Origin of the sequence: Qipengyuania sp. 902, from assembly GCF_051195295.1 — a bacterium.
Classification (GTDB): Bacteria; Pseudomonadota; Alphaproteobacteria; order Sphingomonadales; family Sphingomonadaceae; genus Qipengyuania.
Genome location: NZ_JBNJLJ010000001.1, coordinates 700,383 through 715,641 on the forward strand (window position 1 = coordinate 700,383; position 15,259 = coordinate 715,641).

Sequence of the window (15,259 nt, forward strand, 5' to 3'; positions counted from 1 at the left end):
GCGTCAGCCGAGATGCTCGGCGAAGAACTCCGCCGTGCGGCTGTCCGCGAGCTGTGCCGCCTCTTCCGATCTGCGTTCGCCGAATTCGGTGGCAAAGCCGTGGTCGAGGCCTTCGTAATCGTAGAGCGTGACCTTCGGATGGTCGTCCAGCCCCTCGTGCATGGCCTTCTGCGTATCCTTGTCGACGAAGCCGTCTTCGGTCGGGATGTGCAGCATCAACGGATTTGCGATGGCATGCTTCTCGCCGAGCAAGCCGTCGATTCCGACGCCGTAATAGCCGACCGTCGCATCGACATCGGTGCGGGCCGCGGTCATGTAGGCAAGCCGGCCTCCGAGGCAGTATCCCACCGCCCCGACCTTGGCGACGCCTTCGGTCTCGCGGATGTAATTGATCGTTGCCTCGATGTCGCGGATACCCTGATCCTGGTCGAACTTGCCCATCAGGTCGAGCGCGCGCTGGAATTCGGGCTCGATGTCGGGATCGAGCTCGATGCCCGGTTCAAGGCGCCAGAACAGGTCGGGCGCTACGGCGAGATAGCCGTCTTCGGCCAGCTTGTCGCATTTGCGCCGGATGCCGGCATTGATGCCGAAGATTTCCTGGATGACGAGGATGGCGGCCTTCGCGGTGCCGGAGGGGCGGGCAACGTATCCTTTGAAACTATCGTCGCCGGTAAGGGTGGAAATCTGGACGGTCTCGCTCATGCGTGGCATCTCCTCTGGTGTTTCGGGCTTAGCGCTTGCCTCGACGGCTTGGCAAACCCAGATAGGCGGTACAGCGCCATAACGGAGGAAGCGCCATGAAGGTCCATATCGAAATCGACTGCACCCCCGAAGAGGCGCGGACGTTCATGGGGCTGCCCGATGTGGGGAAGGCCAATGCGGTCTATGTCGACATGATGTCCAAGGCCATGAAGGGCGTCTCCAGCACCGACCAGTTGCAGGAATATGCCAAGCAGCTCGCGCCCATGGGGCAAGCCGGGTTCAAGCTGTTCCAGAGCTTCATGGAAGGCGCCAATTCGGCGCGGACGGTGGCTCCGGGCGACAAACCGGCGAAAGAAGACTGATCTTTCCGAAATTTCGATGCAAGACACGATTTTTGCGCTTTCGAGCGGCGCGCCTCCTGCCGGAATAGCGGTCATACGCATCAGCGGCCCGGGTGCCGGGGCCGCTCTGGAAGCGCTCGTTGGCGACTTACCGGAGCCACGCTTGGCTAGCCTTCGCACCCTTCGCGATCGCGGCGGGCGTGCGCTCGATGAGGCTCTGGTCCTGTGGTTTCCTGCACCGAGGACAGTGACTGGTGAGAATGTTGCGGAACTGCACTGCCATGGCGGGCGCGCTGTAGTCGCGGCCGTTATGGCCGATCTCGCGACGCTGGCGGATCTCCGCGAGGCGGAGGCTGGCGAATTTACCCGGCGTGCTTTTGCCAATGGGCGCATCGATCTGGCCGAGGCCGAGGGGCTGGGCGATTTACTTGCAGCTGAAACCGAATGGCAAAGGCGCGGAGCCATGTCGGCGGCTGGAGGCGGACTCTCCCGCCGTATCGAGGAGTGGCGGACGCGGCTGCTCGGCCTTTCGGCCCAAGTGGAAGCCGCGATCGACTTTTCTGATGAGGACGATGTGGAAGCGCTGCCGACCGACTTCGTCGATGAGCTTTCGACGCTGAGGGGTGAGATCGACAACGTCTTGTCGCGCCCCTCGGCGGACCGCCTACGCGATGGCGTGCGGGTCGTGTTCGCGGGGCCGCCGAATGCGGGAAAATCGTCCCTTTTCAACGCCCTGCTGGACGAAGGCGCCGCGATCGTGTCGCCCGTGGCCGGAACGACCCGTGACGTCATCGAACGCCCCGTAGCGATTGGCGGGATCCCATTCGTCTTCGTCGACACCGCCGGGCTTCGCGAAGAGGGTGCCGGTGAGATCGAGGCGATCGGTATCGATCGTGCGCAAAGGGAGGTGGAGAAGGCCGACATCGTGCTTTGGCTTGGTCCTCCGGCTGACTGTCCGGCTGGCGGAATCCAGATCGCCCCCAAGGCGGATTTGGCTGATGCCGGAGACGAGGGCCATGCAGTCTCGGCTGTTACCGGTTTGGGCCTTGATGATTTGGGGCGGCTGCTGGTAGACAGGGCCAAAGACCTTCTTCCCCCGCCGGATCGCATCGCCTTCAACCGGCGTCAGAAGGGATTGGCCGCCACGTGCGGCGAGCATCTCGCTGCGGCGTGCCGGGTGACCGACACGTTGGTGATTGCGGAAGAGCTGCGATTGGCGCGCGTGGCGCTCGATTCTATGTCGGGCCGGAATTCGACAGAAGACATGCTCGATGCGCTATTCGGGCGCTTCTGTATCGGAAAATAACTCCGTCGATCCTGTGAGCTAAGTCAGTGTTCCACGTGAAACACTGCGCCTTTGACCCGCCAGAACGACCACGATAAAGGGTCGGCATGCACCATTACGATGTCCTGATTGTCGGCGGCGGTCATGCCGGTGTCGAGGCGGCTTGCGCGGCCGCGCGGATGGGGGCGTGTGTCGGATTGGTCACTTTCGATCTTGCGGCAATCGGCGCGATGAGTTGCAATCCGGCGATCGGGGGCCTCGGCAAGGGTCACCTCGTGCGCGAGGTGGATGCGCTCGACGGCGTACTCGGTCGAGCGGCGGATGCTGGCGCTATCCATTATCGTATGCTCAACCGCTCCAAGGGCAGCGCGGTTTGGGGTCCGCGGGTTCAGGCCGACCGTCGGCTGTTCAAGGCGGAAGTGCAGCGTCTGATCGCCCTCGAGCCGAAACTCGAATGCATTGAGGGTGAGGCGGCGGCACTGCTTCTTGAGGGGGGCAGGGTCACGGGGCTTGAATTGGCTGACGGTACGCTCCTGCGTGCGCGCGCGGTGGTTCTCTGCACGGGCACATTCCTCGGAGGAGTGCTGTTTCGCGGCGAGGAGCGTTTCGAAGGGGGTAGGGTAGGCGAAAACGCTGCTCGGCGTCTCGCAGAGCAGCTTAGGGGCGCCGACTTGCCGATGGGTCGCCTGAAGACCGGCACGCCGCCGCGTCTCGACGGGCGGACGATCGACTGGGCTGTGCTTGAAGAACAGCCTTCGGACGGCGAAGCCTGGACGATGTCATCCCTCACCAAGACGCGTCGTAATCCGCAAATTTTCTGTGCCGTTACGCGCACGAACACCCGCGCACACGACATTATTCGCGCAAATCTGGACCGGTCTCCGCTGTTTTCCGGCGCGATCGGGGCGGCGGGGCCGCGATATTGTCCGTCTATCGAGGACAAGATCCACCGGTTCGGTGACCGGGAAGGACATCAGGTTTTCCTCGAGCCCGAGGGCCTCGACACGCATCTGGTCTACCCGAACGGCATATCTACCTCGCTACCGACCGACGTTCAGGTCGATTTCCTCCGCGAGATGCTCGGGCTGGGTCGTGTAGAGGTGGAGGTGCCGGGATATGCCGTCGAGTACGACCATATTGACCCGCGCGCTCTGAAAGCGTCGCTCGAACTGCATGCCATTCCGGGCCTTTACTGCGCCGGTCAGATCAATGGCACGACAGGGTATGAAGAGGCGGCCGCTCAGGGCCTGGTCGCGGGCATGCACGCTGCGGCCGAAGCGGTTGGCAAGGAGCCCGTCGCGCTTGACCGGGCGAATTCCTATATAGCCGTCATGATCGACGACCTGACGCTGCACGGCATTACCGAGCCCTACCGGATGCTGACAGCACGTGCGGAGTACCGCCTGCGACTACGGGCAAGCAATGCCGACAGTCGCCTGACCCCGCTGGCAATCGAAGCCGGCCTTGTCGGCAAAGAGCGGACAGCATGGTTCGATGCCCGGACTGAGCGTAAGGAGCGCTACGAAGCGCTATTTTCTGCAAGCATCCACTCGAAGAACCTCGCCGACGCGGGGCTCCACGTGAAACGCGATGCCGGAATCAAGTCGCTAGCCGATTGGCTCGGGACGGGTAACGTCACGCTCCGCAACGCGGGGACACTATATCCGGACCTCGATCCTTTCGATGAGCTCGCAGTCGAGATGGCCGAGGACGCGTTTTACGCGCCCTATCTGGCGCGACAGGACGCGGAACTTTCAGAGCTCCGCACCAGCGAGTCTCTTCGCCTTTCGCGCAATTTTCCCTATTCGGAAGTCCCTGGCCTTTCCAACGAGATGATTGAGCGCCTTTCAGCTTCCCGGCCGGAAAGCATGGCTGCTGCTTCCCGCGTTCAGGGAGTGACCCCTGCCGCACTTGCCGCCCTGCTGGTCCATGCCAAGCGTATCGGGCGGATCGCCGCGTGATCGCGACTGAAGAAGAAGCGCGGGAATTCGTATCGCAGCAATGTTCGGGCGAATCGCTGAAGCGTCTGGATCAGTTAGTCAGTGCGCTCAAAGAAGAAAATTCGCGGCAGAACCTGGTCGCCAAAAGTTCAATAGAGCAGATCTGGCTTCGCCACATTGCAGACTCCGCTCAGTTGTTGCGCTGGGTTTCCGAGCCGCGAGGTATCTGGATGGATCTCGGCGCGGGTGCGGGCTTCCCTGGTTTGGTAATTGCGGTAATGCGCCCGCAACAGTCTGTAACTCTGGTCGAACCCCGCAAACGAAGGATCGAGTGGCTCCAGCGAGTGGCGCACGATTTGAGTCTCGACAATTGCCGCGTCCAGGGCCGACGCCTCGAACATGTCGACGAACTGAACGCTGGAGTAATCTCGGCGCGAGCCTTCGCACCGCTCGACCGCTTGCTGCGATTATCCGCACGCTTCTCCACAAGCAGTACGCAATGGGTGTTGCCCAAAGGCCGGTCTGCAGAGCAAGAAGTACAGGCATTGCCGAGACGGTATCGACGAATGTTCCACGTGGAACAATCGTTGACGGACACCGAGGCCGGCATCATCGTCGGCAAGGGTAAGTGGAAGGGTTCGACATGATCACCATCGCGATTGCCAACCAGAAGGGTGGAGTTGGCAAGACAACGACGGCGATCAACATCGCCACTGCAATGGCTGCGACCGGGTGGAAGACTTTGCTGGTCGATCTCGATCCGCAAGGGAATGCCTCCACGGGTCTCGGCATCGATGCCGCATCGCGCGAAAACAGCAGTTATGATCTGCTGCTCGATCAGGCGACCCTTGGCGAATGCGCTCTAGAAACCGAGATACCAAATCTCGAGATCGTGCCGGCCACACAGGACCTTTCGGGGGCGGAAGTCGAGCTCGTGTCGGTCGAAGATCGGACCCATCGACTCAAAAACGCATTGAACCATCCCGCTGCCGTTTACGATGTGTGTTTCGTGGACTGTCCGCCATCGCTCGGACTGTTGACGCTGAACGCATTGTGCGCGGCCGACACGCTGATGGTCCCGCTGCAATGCGAGTTTTTCGCCCTCGAGGGGCTGAGCCAACTCCTTCAGACGGTCGAGCGCGTGCAGCAAGGCTTCAACGCCGACCTCGGCATCGTCGGCGTGGTGCTCACCATGTTCGATCGCCGCAATCGGCTGACTGATCAGGTTGCCGACGATGTGCGTGATTGCCTTGGCCCGTTGGTGTTCGAGAACGTCATTCCGCGAAACGTTCGCCTTTCGGAAGCGCCGAGCCACGGCTTGCCGGCTCTCGTTTACGATCATCAATGCCCAGGAAGCCGCGCCTATATCGGCTTGGCCCGCGAACTGATCGGGCGGTTGCCCGAAACAAGGAAAGCCGCATGAGCGACAGTACGCAAACATCACGCCCGATCGACCGCAAGAAGAAACTCGGCAAGGGCCTGAACGCCCTGCTCGGCGAAACGCGCCGGGAAGAGCCGCTGGTTAAGCGTGAAATCACAGGCGAACTTGCACCCGATGCTTCGCCGGCTCTGGTCCAGCCAGTGGATGGTGAGGGTCTCGCGTCGATTCCGGTCGCCGATATCGAGCCCCTGCCGGGCCAGCCCCGTACCCACTTCCGCGAAGAAGCGTTGGACGAACTCGCATCCTCGATCGCTTCGCGTGGGGTGATCCAGCCGATCATCGTGCGGCCGCTAGGGTCGGGACGCTACCAGCTCGTCGCCGGGGAGCGCCGCTGGCGCGCCGCGCAGCGCGCTCGCTTGCATGAAATTCCGGCAATTGTACGCAAGCTGGACCAGCGCGAAATCATGGCGCTGGCGCTGATCGAGAACCTGCAGCGCGAGGATCTCAACCCCATCGAAGAAGCGCGAGCCTACCAGAAGCTAGCCGATACCGAGGGTATGACCCAGGCAGAGATCGCCAAGCTGGTCGACAAATCGCGCAGCCACGTCGCGAATTTCCAGCGGCTATTGGCGCTTCCTGACGACGTCCTTGCGCTGGTCGCGGAGGGCAGTTTGTCGATGGGCCATGCCCGCGCCTTGATCGGCAATGACGACGCTTCCGATCTCGCGCGCCGCGCGGTCGCGGAAAAGCTATCTGTGCGAGACGTAGAAAAGCTTGCCCGCGATCCTGCGAAGGCTGCCCCCCGCAAAAAAGCGTCGAAGGGCGTCGCCGCCGGGTCGGGCGATGCCGATATCGAGGCCGTTCAGGGCCATCTCGAAGAATTCCTCGGCATGCAGGTGCGGATCAGGACGGAGGACACCCCGAATACGGGCACCGTCACCATTCGCTATCGCACGCTGGACCAACTGGACTTGATCTGCCAGCGGCTTACGGGCGGGGATATATAGTTATTTCAGATACTTGAGAAAATCGCGCCGCGTGACTTCTAGTCGCTGGCGCGAACCGGCGTCCCATCTCTGTATCGCGCCTGCTGCATCTGCATGACGGTCACCGGCACCAGCATGTAATCGCCCGTGGGCGAGGCGCTGTTCCGCAGTCCGCCGCTTCGGGCGCTGGCCATATAGTTGTCGAGATATGTCTCGCACCGCCGCGTTGCGGCGTTTGCCCGCTCCGGATCATACTCGATCTCTCCGTAATCGTAATACTCCTCCGTATTGTCGGTATAGCCACGCTGCGGGGCAAGCCGACGGGAGCATTGCTGCAACCACGCCGCGCGATCGAACTGTACGACCCGCCCGCCAAGCGGCAGGCGTGGCTCTTGGCCGGCGCGATAGACATAGGTTCGTCCTGCGCCGCTGCGACCAGCAGGAGCTGGCATCGGGGTAACGGTCGAACCGATCGCGCCGCTCGCCACCGGAGGCGCATCGGTGTAAGTCACAGGGTCTTGCACTGCACTATCCTGCGCGAAGTCTGCTCCGGCAGCGGTGGTGCCGATCATGCCGGTGCGGTCTGGGTCCACTGTGCGGAGCGGGTGAAGGATCGGTCGTTCGACGAATGTGGGGGCGGTGCCGTCCTGCCGCGCGTCAATGGCTCGCTGTGCACCCCATTCCTCGGTAGGCTCGAGGACAATCGGGGGCTCGACTTCTTCGTCAATAACTTGCTCCGGCAATGGCTCCGCATATTCATATCCGCCGAGTTCATACTCAAGCGTCTCTTGGGCGAATGTCGCCCCAGGAAGCATTGCGATCCCGCTCGTCAGTGCGATGATGGTGCGCATTGTCATGGTCCAGCTGTCCGATCGGCACCTCCGCTCGACGGAGTTGCAGAAAGAATAGCTCTTGCTCCACCCGATGCCACAGCGCTCCCTAACTTGTGCCGTCGTGGGCCGATCCTGACTAAATCCGCTCGGCTATAACGTCGGCCAACTTTTCGATTCCGTGCAAATCCTGTTCATCGAAGCGCGCCTTTTGCGGGCTGTCTAGATCGATGACGGCAATCACCGCCCCATTGCGCACGACCGGAACCACAAGCTCCGAATTCGTGTCCGAATCGCACGCGATATGGCCGGGAAAGGCGTGAACGTCCTCGATCAATTGCGATGCTGCATCCTTGGCCGCCACGCCGCACACGCCCTTGCCGAGCGGAATGCGGATACAGGCCGGGCGCCCCATAAACGGGCCAAGTACGAGTTCGCTATCGATCATGCGGTAAAAACCGGCCCAGTTGAGGTCCGGCAGGAAATCCCACAGTAGCGCTGCGACGTTCGCCATATTCGCCACGCCATCGGGTTCGCCTGCAGTCAAAGCGTCGGCTGCCTCGCGTAACTGGCGATAGGCTTCGGGTTTCGGACAATCGGGGGCGGGGCGGAAATCGAACATGGGCGTGATCTAATGCGCACCAAGCGAAGGGCAAGCCCATTGCCGCGTCCGCTAGCCTCGCCTATTCGCTATGGCCATGAGCCTCGCCAAGAAACTGGGCATCGCCCTCGTCGTCATCCTCATCATCCTCGCTGCGGCATTCTGGTTCCTGACCCGCGGCGACACCGCGAGTGTTCCTTGGGAAGAGGTGGTCGGTACCGATCCCACGCTGGAAGAGCCGAACGCCGAGGGAATTCCCACAGTCGCCATTGCCGAACCGGTCGGCTGGGCTGCCGACGAAGTACCGGTCGCTGCCGAAGGCCTCGCCGTCATGCGCTTTGCCGACGGGCTCGAGCACCCGCGCACCCTCCAGGCGCTGCCGAATGGAGATATCCTCGTTTCGCTGACGCGCGCGCCGGCCAAGGAGGACGATGGCGGGATAACGGCCTGGATTGCAGGTCTGTTGATGGATCGCGCAGGCGCAGGTGGCGAGTCGCCCAATCAGGTCGTCTTGCTTCGCGATGCCGATGGGGATGGCCGTGCCGAAGTGCGCCAAGTGCTGCTCGACGGTCTGGACTCGCCCTCAGGCCTCGCATGGCATGACGGCACGCTCTATGTCGCCAATCACGACGAAGTGCTTGCCTACCCCTACGAACTGGGCGCCGCCATGGTGTCGGGCGAACCCCGCAAGATCACCGATCTGGCCGCTGCCGGCGGGCACTGGATGCGCAATCTCGCGATCAACGAGGAGGGCACGAAGCTCTATGTCGCGGTCGGATCGGATACCAACATCGCGGACAAAGGCATGGAAGCCGAGGAAGGGCGCGCGCTGATCTGGGAGGTCGATCTCGAAAGCGGTCGGCGTCGGATTTTCGGCGGGGGTTTGCGAAATCCCAACGGTCTCGACTTCAATCCATGGTCCGGCGAGCTTTGGACCACGGTCAACGAGCGCGACATGCTCGGCTCCGACCTGGTGCCGGACTATCTCACCAATGTCCCCGTCGGCGCGCAATATGGCTGGCCATGGGTCTATTGGGGCGACAATTTCGACCGCCGCGTCGACTATCCGATCCCGGCCTACATCAACTACGTGCGCACGCCCGAATATGCGCTCGGCCCGCACGTCGCGGCGCTGGGGTTCGTGTTCAGTGCGGAGGGCGCCCAGATGGGCGAGGACTTCTCGAGCGGCGCTTTCGTCGCGCGGCATGGCTCGTGGAACCGCAAGCCGCCATCCGGTTACGACGTGGTCTATGTCGCCTTCGACGAACGCGGTAACCCGACCGGTAAGCCGATTCCGGTGCTGACCGGGTTTCTCCAGGACGATGGCACGACGCGCGGACGCCCGACCTGGGTCGAATGGGCCGGCGATGGTGCGCTGCTGGTCAGCGACGATACCGCCGGCATCATCTGGCGCGTCATTGCACCCCGAGGAACCCGGCAGGGCGCGATCGAGCAGGTCACGGGCAATCGCTTGCCGCCGCAGCGCAATTTGCGCGGGCAGGAAGCGACCTTCGGTGAAGACGACTACGCCCGGAGCGTGACTGCCGAGTAGGTCGCGCGGCGCGACTTCTCAGCCAAGGAGTTGCGCAGTCTCCAATTCGTAGAGGCCGATCGACCCGGCAGTCGCTGCAGCTTTCAAGCCTGCGGCTTCCGGTGCGATGCGGTCGAGGAAAAACCGAACGGTCGATTTCTTCGTGGCGGCCAGTGCAGGTGAGGCGCCTGCTTCGACGGCGCGCAATTGGCGCAGCAACTGCCAACCAGCGACAGCGACCGAGAGCATCGTGCAGAAGGGCACCGACCCGGACAGCCGATCTTCAAGGCTGGCTTCCTCGCGCATCCAGCGCGCAACCGCCGCACAATCTCCGGCGAGGGCGAAGAGCGCGGGCTGGTCGGCACAATCGCGGGCAATCTCTTCGGTCAGCCCGATAACAGCCTGCCCGTCGTCCATGCCTAGCTTGCGGGTAACGAGGTCGGCCGCCTGGATGCCGTTGGTGCCTTCGTAGATCGGGGCGATACGCGAGTCGCGCCAGTGCTGGGCTGCGCCGGTTTCTTCCACGAAGCCCATGCCGCCATGCACCTGCACGCCAAGGCTGGCGATTTCGATCCCGATATCGGTGCCCCAAGCCTTGATCAGCGGGGTGAGGACTTCGCCGCGCATCTTGGCGGCCTCGTCGCCCAACACGCCGCGATCGACTTGCCCGGCGGTGTAGTAGAGCAGGGCGCGTGCGCCCTCGGTCAGCGATTTCATCCGCAGCAGCATGCGACGCACGTCGGGGTGCTCGACGATGGCGACAGGCGCGCGATCGGGCGATCCGGCGCGGGCGGACTGGATGCGCTCCTTCGCGTAATCCAGCGCCTGCTGCGTCGCTCGCTCGCCGATCTGCACGCCCTGGTTGCCGACATTGATGCGCGCATTGTTCATCATCGTGAACATGGCCGCCAAGCCGCGGTTTTCCGCGCCGAGGAGTTCTCCGATGCACTCGTCATTGTCGCCATAGCTCATCACGCAGGTCGGGGAGGCATTGATGCCGAGCTTGTGCTCGATGCTGACGCATCGAACATCGTTGCGGGCACCCGGCGTCCCATCCGGTTTCACATGATACTTTGGCACGATGAAGAGCGAGATGCCGCGGCTGCCCTCCGGCGCATCGGGCAAGCGCGCGAGCACAAGATGGATGATATTCTTCGAAAGCTCGTGCTCGCCCCAGGTTATGTAGATCTTCTGGCCCTTGATGAGGTACTTCCCGGCGTGCTCGCCGTCCTCGATCGGCGTTGCCGTTGTGCGCAGAGCACCCACGTCGGACCCGGCCTGCGGCTCGGTGAGGTTCATCGTTCCCGACCATTCGCCGCTGACCAGCTTTGGCAGGTACTTCCCCTGCATTTCGGGCGAACCGTGATGCTCCAGCGCCTCGATCGCGCCGACACTCAGCATCGGGAGCAGGTTGAACGCCATATTCGCCGTGCCGAGATTCTCGAGCACATTGCAGGACAGGGTGAAGGGCAGGCCCTGGCCGCCGAAGTCGAACGGACCGGCGATCGCGTTCCAGCCCTGCTCGACATAGGCCTCGTAAGCTTCGGCGAACCCGTCGGGCAGGCGGACCACGCCGTTCTCAAGCTTCGCCCCCTCGAGATCGCCGACGCGGTTGAGCGGCGCCCATTCGCCAGCGGCAAATTGCCCGATGCCTTCGACGATGGCCTCGACCATGTCGGGCTCGGCCGCGGCAAATTTCTCGCTCTGCGCGAGCTCTTCGATCCCGGCATTCACGCGGATGGCGAGCAGCTGGTCCTGGGTGGCGGCGGTATAGGTCACGTGGCTTCCCTCTTGGCTTTCCTGACGCCCAGATATAGCGCGCGGGCATGGTCGGCAAATACGTTACGGAAACGATACTGGCAGATGCGGAAGGAATCGCGCGCGCGGCGCAGGTTCTGCGCGATGGCGGGCTTGTCGCCGTGCCGACGGAGACGGTCCACGGCCTTGCAGCACGCGCAGATAGCGATGAGGCAGTGGCGCGCATTTACGAGGCGAAGGGGCGACCGAGCTTCAACCCGCTGATCGTGCATGTCCGGGATATGGACCAGGCGCGGGAGTTGGCGGAATTCGGCGAAGAAGCCACCCAGCTAGCCTCGGAGCACTGGCCCGGCCCGCTCACCATTGTCCTTCCCCGTCGGGGCAAGGCCGCACTCGCCGATGCCGTGTCGGCGGGATTGGCGACCGTGGCCCTGCGGTGTCCGGCCCATCCGGTTATGCGGGCGGTGCTTGCACAGTGCGACTTTCCGCTCGCTGCGCCGTCGGCCAATCGAAGCGGTTTCATCAGCCCCACAACGACTGCGCATGTCCTCGCATCGTTGGACGGGAGGATCGACGCGGTCCTCGACGGCGGACCATGCGAAGCAGGGGTGGAATCGACGATTGTCGCTGTGCGTGATGATGGCCGGCTCGACGTTTTACGGCCCGGTCCGATTGAGATGGGGGCTTTATCAAGCGACGGGAATATCGAGGCACCCGGTCAGCTCGCCAGCCACTACGCGCCCGGCAAGCCCGTGCGCCTCAATGCGACGGAAGTCGCGCCAGACGACTTTATGATCGGATTCGGCGCAATGAGCGGAGACTGCACGCTCTCCGCAAGCGGCAGCCTCAAAGAAGCAGCCGCGCGCCTCTATGCCTGCCTGCACGAAGGGGCGCGTTCGGGGAAACCTCGCATCGCAGTTGCGCCAATCCCTGATGAGGGCATCGGTATTGCCATTAACGACCGGCTACGGCGCGCTGCTACCCCGCCGGATTAGCGCTCCGGTTCGACCGGAATCGTCGGGATGATCTGCTGCATCTCTGCATAGGTGTCGCGGGCCTCGTTACAGGCGCGGCGGCTTCCGTCGGTGCAATCGTCCATCTGGCGGTTGTACTCACGCTCCAGCTGCGCGAGCCGTTCTTCGCGCTTGCGGATTTCGCGCCCGCGGTTCTCGTCGGCTTCGGACTGGCTGGTCGTGGCAAGGTCGACGCCCTTGCTGACGACCTTCACCGGGGCCGTTACGACATCGTAAGCGGTTTTGGCGAGGCAACCTTGTACCAGCACGCAGCCAGGCAAGAGAGCAATGAGGGCTAGGCGACGCATGGAAAATTCCTTTCGCTGCGCCGCCTAGCGGGTTTTGCTGTAACCGTCGATGAACTCAGGCGTCAGGAGCTTCCGGCGCGCTGGGAGCCTCGGGGCCTTCGGGGGCTTCTGGAGGAAGCGGGGCGTCCGGTGCCTCGCTCGCATCACGTGTCGGCCGCTCGCTGCGCGGCATTGCGGCAGTTCAGCGAGCCGGAGCCCATGGAACTGACATCGCAGTCGGCGCTGCCGTTCACCGTGATGTCGCCCGATCCCGCAATCGACGCGTCGACCTTGCCGTCGGAGCTCAGTTCCGCATCACCCGAACCAACGACGGATACGTCCGCCCGATCGACTTGCAGGCCGCCCAGGCGCGCATCGCCCGATCCGGCGATGGTCAGCTCCAGCCGCTCCGCCCGGCCGTTTGCTTCAAGGTCGCCCGATCCGGCAATCTTCACTTCGAAACGTTCGGCGTCGACTTCGTCGATCGCGATGCGACCTGAACCGCCAATCTTGACATCCACGCGCCCGTCCATGCGATCGGCGCGGATATCACCCGATCCAGCCAGCACCAGGCTCGTCAATCCGGGCAGGGTGACGCGAACCGTGGCCTTGCCCTTGTCGCTCCAGCTATCCTTCTCGCGGTGCACGGCGAGCGATTCGTCGCTGAGCGCGAACCGGAGGGCATCGACGGCAGAATCATCGCCCGACACGTCGATATCGAAACTGTCGCCGCGGGTCACGATTACCTCGTCCGAGCCGGCGAGCACCAGCTCCGTCGGGGCCGCGCCGGTCATGTCGAGTTCCGCCAACGGCACGCCTTCCGTATCGCCGAACTGGATGTTCATCCCGTCGCACCCGGCCACCAGGGCTGCGCCTGCCAGCGCTGCCGCCGGTGCGAGTCGTTTGAAAAAAGTCTGTACCGGCATCGAGCAAATCCTCCTGCTAACCCCCGGACAGTCCGTATTGCCGATATAATACAGCGTGGCGTTATCTTCAACCCGAAGAAAAGGGGCCGCCCCTTGCGGAGCGGCCCCTTGATCGAGCCACGAGGACTGCCTGTCGATCAGGCGTCTTCGGTGTTCTCGTAATATTGCGGCGCGTGTTCACGCAGGACGTCGAGGATTTTCTCGAGTGCGGTGGGCTCGTCGGTCTTTTCCATTGCGGCGAGTTCGCGCGCCAGGCGGCTGGATGCGGCTTCGAAGATCTGGCGCTCCGAATAGCTCTGCTCCGGCTGGTCGTCCGGGCGGAAAAGGTCGCGGGTAACCTCGGCGATCAGGACGATTTCGCCCGAATTGATCTTGGCTTCGTATTCCTGGGCGCGGCGCGACCACATGGTGCGCTTCACCTTGGGCTTGCCCTTGAGGGTTTCCATCGCTTCCTTGAGCGTCTTGTCGCTCGACAGCTTGCGCATGCCGATCGATTCGACCTTGTTCACCGGGACGCGCAGCGTCATGCGTTCTTTCTCGAAGCGCAGAACATACAGATCGAGCTGCATGCCGGCGATTTCCTCGCTTTGCAGTTCGATCACACGGCCGACACCGTGCTTGGGGTAGACAACGTAATCGCCAACGTCGAAGGCATCAGCCTTGCTTGCCATGCAATCCATCCTTTCGTGGGGCGCAGCCGGGGTGGGGGACAACGTCGACAGTGCCTTTGCCGCGACCCTGAGCGGGTTGCGGGGCGGTACCGAATATCGCGTTGCGGGTGGCCTGCCCTTTCTTCTTTCACACCTGCCCGGGAGCAAACCGGTACAGTTGTTGCATTATATAGCATGAAAGGGCGGATATTGCGAGTCGTTGTAATGAAGCGCTTATCCGCCGGCGTTGGATTTCGTTGTGACAGCGACGATTTCGGCACCGAAAAGCAGCGCGAAGCCGCTGACCCAGAACCAGGTGATCAGCGCGACGACCGCACCGAGCGAGCCGTAGGTCGCATTGTAATCGGCGAAGTTCGAGGCGTAGAACGCGAATGCCCCGGTCGCTACGATCCAGAGTATGGCAAAGATCACGGCTCCGCGCAGCGCTGCCGACCAGTCCGCCCGCGGTCCGGCCGGTGCATAGTGATAAAGCAGCATCGCTCCGGCCACGGCGGATATCGCCAGCAAGACCAGCCCGATGATCGAGGCCAACGGCCCGGAAAGGGCGGCGCTCGCAGCGATGAGGGCAGCCAGGGCGACGATACCGGCGATACCGGCCAGGGTGATCGCCAGCGCGACCAGGTTGCTTCGCAGGAAGGTGCGCGGTTCGCTGACTTCGAAAGCGATATTAAGGCCGGTCAGGAGTGCATTGGCGGCGCCGCGTGCTCCGATGAGGGCCAGCGCGAGGGCGATGAGCAAGCCGAGGCCCTTCGCGCCGCCGGACCCTTCGGAAATCTGCTCCAGCTGGTCGCCGATCAGGCTCGCGGCGCTCGGCGGCAGCACGTCGGCTAGTGTCGTAATGTGCTGCGAGACCGTCGCCGGGTCGGCGAATAGCCCGTAGCCCAGCACGACCGCGCCCAATGCCGGAACGAGCGCCAGCAGCGCGTAATGCGCGATCCCGGCTGCGACGAGCGAGATATTGTTCTCGCTCCCCGCGGCCCAGGCGGCTTCCAAACGGTCAAGCAATG

The 15,259-nt window shown here is 63.1% G+C and carries 16 protein-coding genes; 8 read left to right on the top strand and 8 right to left on the bottom strand.

Features of this window, described 5'->3' with window-relative positions:
• Nucleotides 1-3: 3 nt before the first annotated feature.
• Nucleotides 4-702 carry a dienelactone hydrolase family protein gene (locus ACSH0F_RS03495; protein ID WP_435199933.1) on the bottom strand — a complete coding sequence of 233 codons (699 nt, stop codon included), beginning with the start codon at nucleotides 700-702 and terminating at the stop codon, nucleotides 4-6.
• 95 nt (nucleotides 703-797) lie between these two features.
• Here ACSH0F_RS03495 and ACSH0F_RS03500 point away from each other — a divergent pair, with 95 nt between their 5' ends.
• The 6 genes from ACSH0F_RS03500 (at nucleotide 798) to ACSH0F_RS03525 (ending at nucleotide 6,656) form a co-directional block, all read left to right on the top strand.
• Nucleotides 798-1,064, top strand: a complete 267-nt coding sequence (locus ACSH0F_RS03500) for a DUF6489 family protein (RefSeq protein WP_435199935.1) — start codon at nucleotides 798-800, stop codon at nucleotides 1,062-1,064.
• Nucleotides 1,065-1,080: 16 nt separating this feature from the next.
• A complete protein-coding gene (gene mnmE, locus ACSH0F_RS03505; protein WP_435199937.1) occupies nucleotides 1,081-2,349 on the top strand; it encodes a tRNA uridine-5-carboxymethylaminomethyl(34) synthesis GTPase MnmE in 1,269 nt (422 codons plus the stop codon).
• 86 nt (nucleotides 2,350-2,435) lie between these two features.
• A complete protein-coding gene (gene mnmG / locus ACSH0F_RS03510; RefSeq protein WP_435199939.1) occupies nucleotides 2,436-4,289 on the top strand; it encodes a tRNA uridine-5-carboxymethylaminomethyl(34) synthesis enzyme MnmG in 1,854 nt (617 codons plus the stop codon).
• A complete protein-coding gene (gene rsmG / locus ACSH0F_RS03515) occupies nucleotides 4,286-4,915 on the top strand; it encodes a 16S rRNA (guanine(527)-N(7))-methyltransferase RsmG (RefSeq protein ID WP_435199941.1) in 630 nt (209 codons plus the stop codon). The genes mnmG and rsmG overlap by 4 nt, the downstream gene beginning before the upstream one ends.
• Nucleotides 4,912-5,691, top strand: a complete 780-nt coding sequence (locus ACSH0F_RS03520) for a ParA family protein (RefSeq protein WP_435199943.1) — start codon at nucleotides 4,912-4,914, stop codon at nucleotides 5,689-5,691. The genes rsmG and ACSH0F_RS03520 overlap by 4 nt, the downstream gene beginning before the upstream one ends.
• Complete coding sequence (locus ACSH0F_RS03525; RefSeq protein ID WP_435199945.1) at nucleotides 5,688-6,656, top strand: ParB/RepB/Spo0J family partition protein; 969 nt, start codon at nucleotides 5,688-5,690, stop codon at nucleotides 6,654-6,656. The genes ACSH0F_RS03520 and ACSH0F_RS03525 overlap by 4 nt, the downstream gene beginning before the upstream one ends.
• A 38-nt stretch (nucleotides 6,657-6,694) precedes the next feature.
• Here the strand turns inward: ACSH0F_RS03525 and ACSH0F_RS03530 are convergent, their stop codons facing one another.
• Both ACSH0F_RS03530 and ACSH0F_RS03535 read right to left on the bottom strand, forming a co-directional pair.
• Nucleotides 6,695-7,492, bottom strand: a complete 798-nt coding sequence (locus ACSH0F_RS03530) for a hypothetical protein (protein WP_435199947.1) — start codon at nucleotides 7,490-7,492, stop codon at nucleotides 6,695-6,697.
• Between the two features lie 112 nt (nucleotides 7,493-7,604).
• On the bottom strand, nucleotides 7,605-8,087 hold the full coding sequence (locus ACSH0F_RS03535; RefSeq protein ID WP_435199949.1) for a GAF domain-containing protein: 483 nt from the start codon (nucleotides 8,085-8,087) through the stop codon (nucleotides 7,605-7,607).
• 76 nt (nucleotides 8,088-8,163) lie between these two features.
• Here ACSH0F_RS03535 and ACSH0F_RS03540 point away from each other — a divergent pair, with 76 nt between their 5' ends.
• On the top strand, nucleotides 8,164-9,618 hold the full coding sequence (locus ACSH0F_RS03540) for a PQQ-dependent sugar dehydrogenase (protein ID WP_435199951.1): 1,455 nt from the start codon (nucleotides 8,164-8,166) through the stop codon (nucleotides 9,616-9,618).
• An 18-nt stretch (nucleotides 9,619-9,636) separates the two neighbouring features.
• On the opposite strand, the gene ACSH0F_RS03545 is transcribed toward ACSH0F_RS03540, so the two are convergent.
• Nucleotides 9,637-11,376 carry an acyl-CoA dehydrogenase gene (locus ACSH0F_RS03545; RefSeq protein WP_435199953.1) on the bottom strand — a complete coding sequence of 580 codons (1,740 nt, stop codon included), beginning with the start codon at nucleotides 11,374-11,376 and terminating at the stop codon, nucleotides 9,637-9,639.
• A 47-nt stretch (nucleotides 11,377-11,423) separates the two neighbouring features.
• Between ACSH0F_RS03545 and ACSH0F_RS03550 the strand changes: the two genes are divergently transcribed.
• Nucleotides 11,424-12,350 carry an L-threonylcarbamoyladenylate synthase gene (locus ACSH0F_RS03550; protein ID WP_435199955.1) on the top strand — a complete coding sequence of 309 codons (927 nt, stop codon included), beginning with the start codon at nucleotides 11,424-11,426 and terminating at the stop codon, nucleotides 12,348-12,350.
• On the opposite strand, the gene ACSH0F_RS03555 is transcribed toward ACSH0F_RS03550, so the two are convergent.
• The 4 genes from ACSH0F_RS03555 to ACSH0F_RS03570 all read right to left on the bottom strand — a co-directional run bounded on the left by ACSH0F_RS03555 (nucleotide 12,347) and on the right by ACSH0F_RS03570 (nucleotide 15,257).
• On the bottom strand, nucleotides 12,347-12,676 hold the full coding sequence (locus ACSH0F_RS03555; protein WP_435199957.1) for a hypothetical protein: 330 nt from the start codon (nucleotides 12,674-12,676) through the stop codon (nucleotides 12,347-12,349). The genes ACSH0F_RS03550 and ACSH0F_RS03555 overlap by 4 nt on opposite strands.
• 143 nt (nucleotides 12,677-12,819) lie before the next feature.
• Nucleotides 12,820-13,581, bottom strand: a complete 762-nt coding sequence (locus tag ACSH0F_RS03560; RefSeq protein WP_435199959.1) for a head GIN domain-containing protein — start codon at nucleotides 13,579-13,581, stop codon at nucleotides 12,820-12,822.
• Between the two features lie 137 nt (nucleotides 13,582-13,718).
• Nucleotides 13,719-14,252 carry a CarD family transcriptional regulator gene (locus ACSH0F_RS03565; protein ID WP_050601467.1) on the bottom strand — a complete coding sequence of 178 codons (534 nt, stop codon included), beginning with the start codon at nucleotides 14,250-14,252 and terminating at the stop codon, nucleotides 13,719-13,721.
• A gap of 213 nt (nucleotides 14,253-14,465) precedes the next feature.
• Nucleotides 14,466-15,257 (bottom strand): YihY/virulence factor BrkB family protein, encoded by a 792-nt coding sequence (locus ACSH0F_RS03570; RefSeq protein WP_435199961.1) that lies wholly within the window; start codon nucleotides 15,255-15,257, stop codon nucleotides 14,466-14,468.
• Nucleotides 15,258-15,259 lie beyond the last annotated feature (2 nt).

What these genes read in the sequence shown, in the direction of transcription:
- ACSH0F_RS03495 (WP_435199933.1), bottom strand. Translation starts at nt 702, where the DNA reads ATGAGCGAGACCGTCCAGATTTCCACCCTTACCGGCGACGATAGTTTC.
- ACSH0F_RS03500 (WP_435199935.1), top strand. Translation starts at nt 798, where the DNA reads ATGAAGGTCCATATCGAAATCGACTGCACCCCCGAAGAGGCGCGGACG.
- mnmE (WP_435199937.1), top strand. Translation starts at nt 1,081, where the DNA reads ATGCAAGACACGATTTTTGCGCTTTCGAGCGGCGCGCCTCCTGCCGGA.
- mnmG (WP_435199939.1), top strand. Translation starts at nt 2,436, where the DNA reads ATGCACCATTACGATGTCCTGATTGTCGGCGGCGGTCATGCCGGTGTC.
- ACSH0F_RS03520 (WP_435199943.1), top strand. Translation starts at nt 4,912, where the DNA reads ATGATCACCATCGCGATTGCCAACCAGAAGGGTGGAGTTGGCAAGACA.
- ACSH0F_RS03525 (WP_435199945.1), top strand. Translation starts at nt 5,688, where the DNA reads ATGAGCGACAGTACGCAAACATCACGCCCGATCGACCGCAAGAAGAAA.
- ACSH0F_RS03530 (WP_435199947.1), bottom strand. Translation starts at nt 7,492, where the DNA reads ATGACAATGCGCACCATCATCGCACTGACGAGCGGGATCGCAATGCTT.
- ACSH0F_RS03535 (WP_435199949.1), bottom strand. Translation starts at nt 8,087, where the DNA reads ATGTTCGATTTCCGCCCCGCCCCCGATTGTCCGAAACCCGAAGCCTAT.
- ACSH0F_RS03540 (WP_435199951.1), top strand. Translation starts at nt 8,164, where the DNA reads ATGAGCCTCGCCAAGAAACTGGGCATCGCCCTCGTCGTCATCCTCATC.
- ACSH0F_RS03550 (WP_435199955.1), top strand. Translation starts at nt 11,424, where the DNA reads ATGGTCGGCAAATACGTTACGGAAACGATACTGGCAGATGCGGAAGGA.
- ACSH0F_RS03555 (WP_435199957.1), bottom strand. Translation starts at nt 12,676, where the DNA reads ATGCGTCGCCTAGCCCTCATTGCTCTCTTGCCTGGCTGCGTGCTGGTA.
- ACSH0F_RS03560 (WP_435199959.1), bottom strand. Translation starts at nt 13,581, where the DNA reads ATGCCGGTACAGACTTTTTTCAAACGACTCGCACCGGCGGCAGCGCTG.
- ACSH0F_RS03565 (WP_050601467.1), bottom strand. Translation starts at nt 14,252, where the DNA reads ATGGCAAGCAAGGCTGATGCCTTCGACGTTGGCGATTACGTTGTCTAC.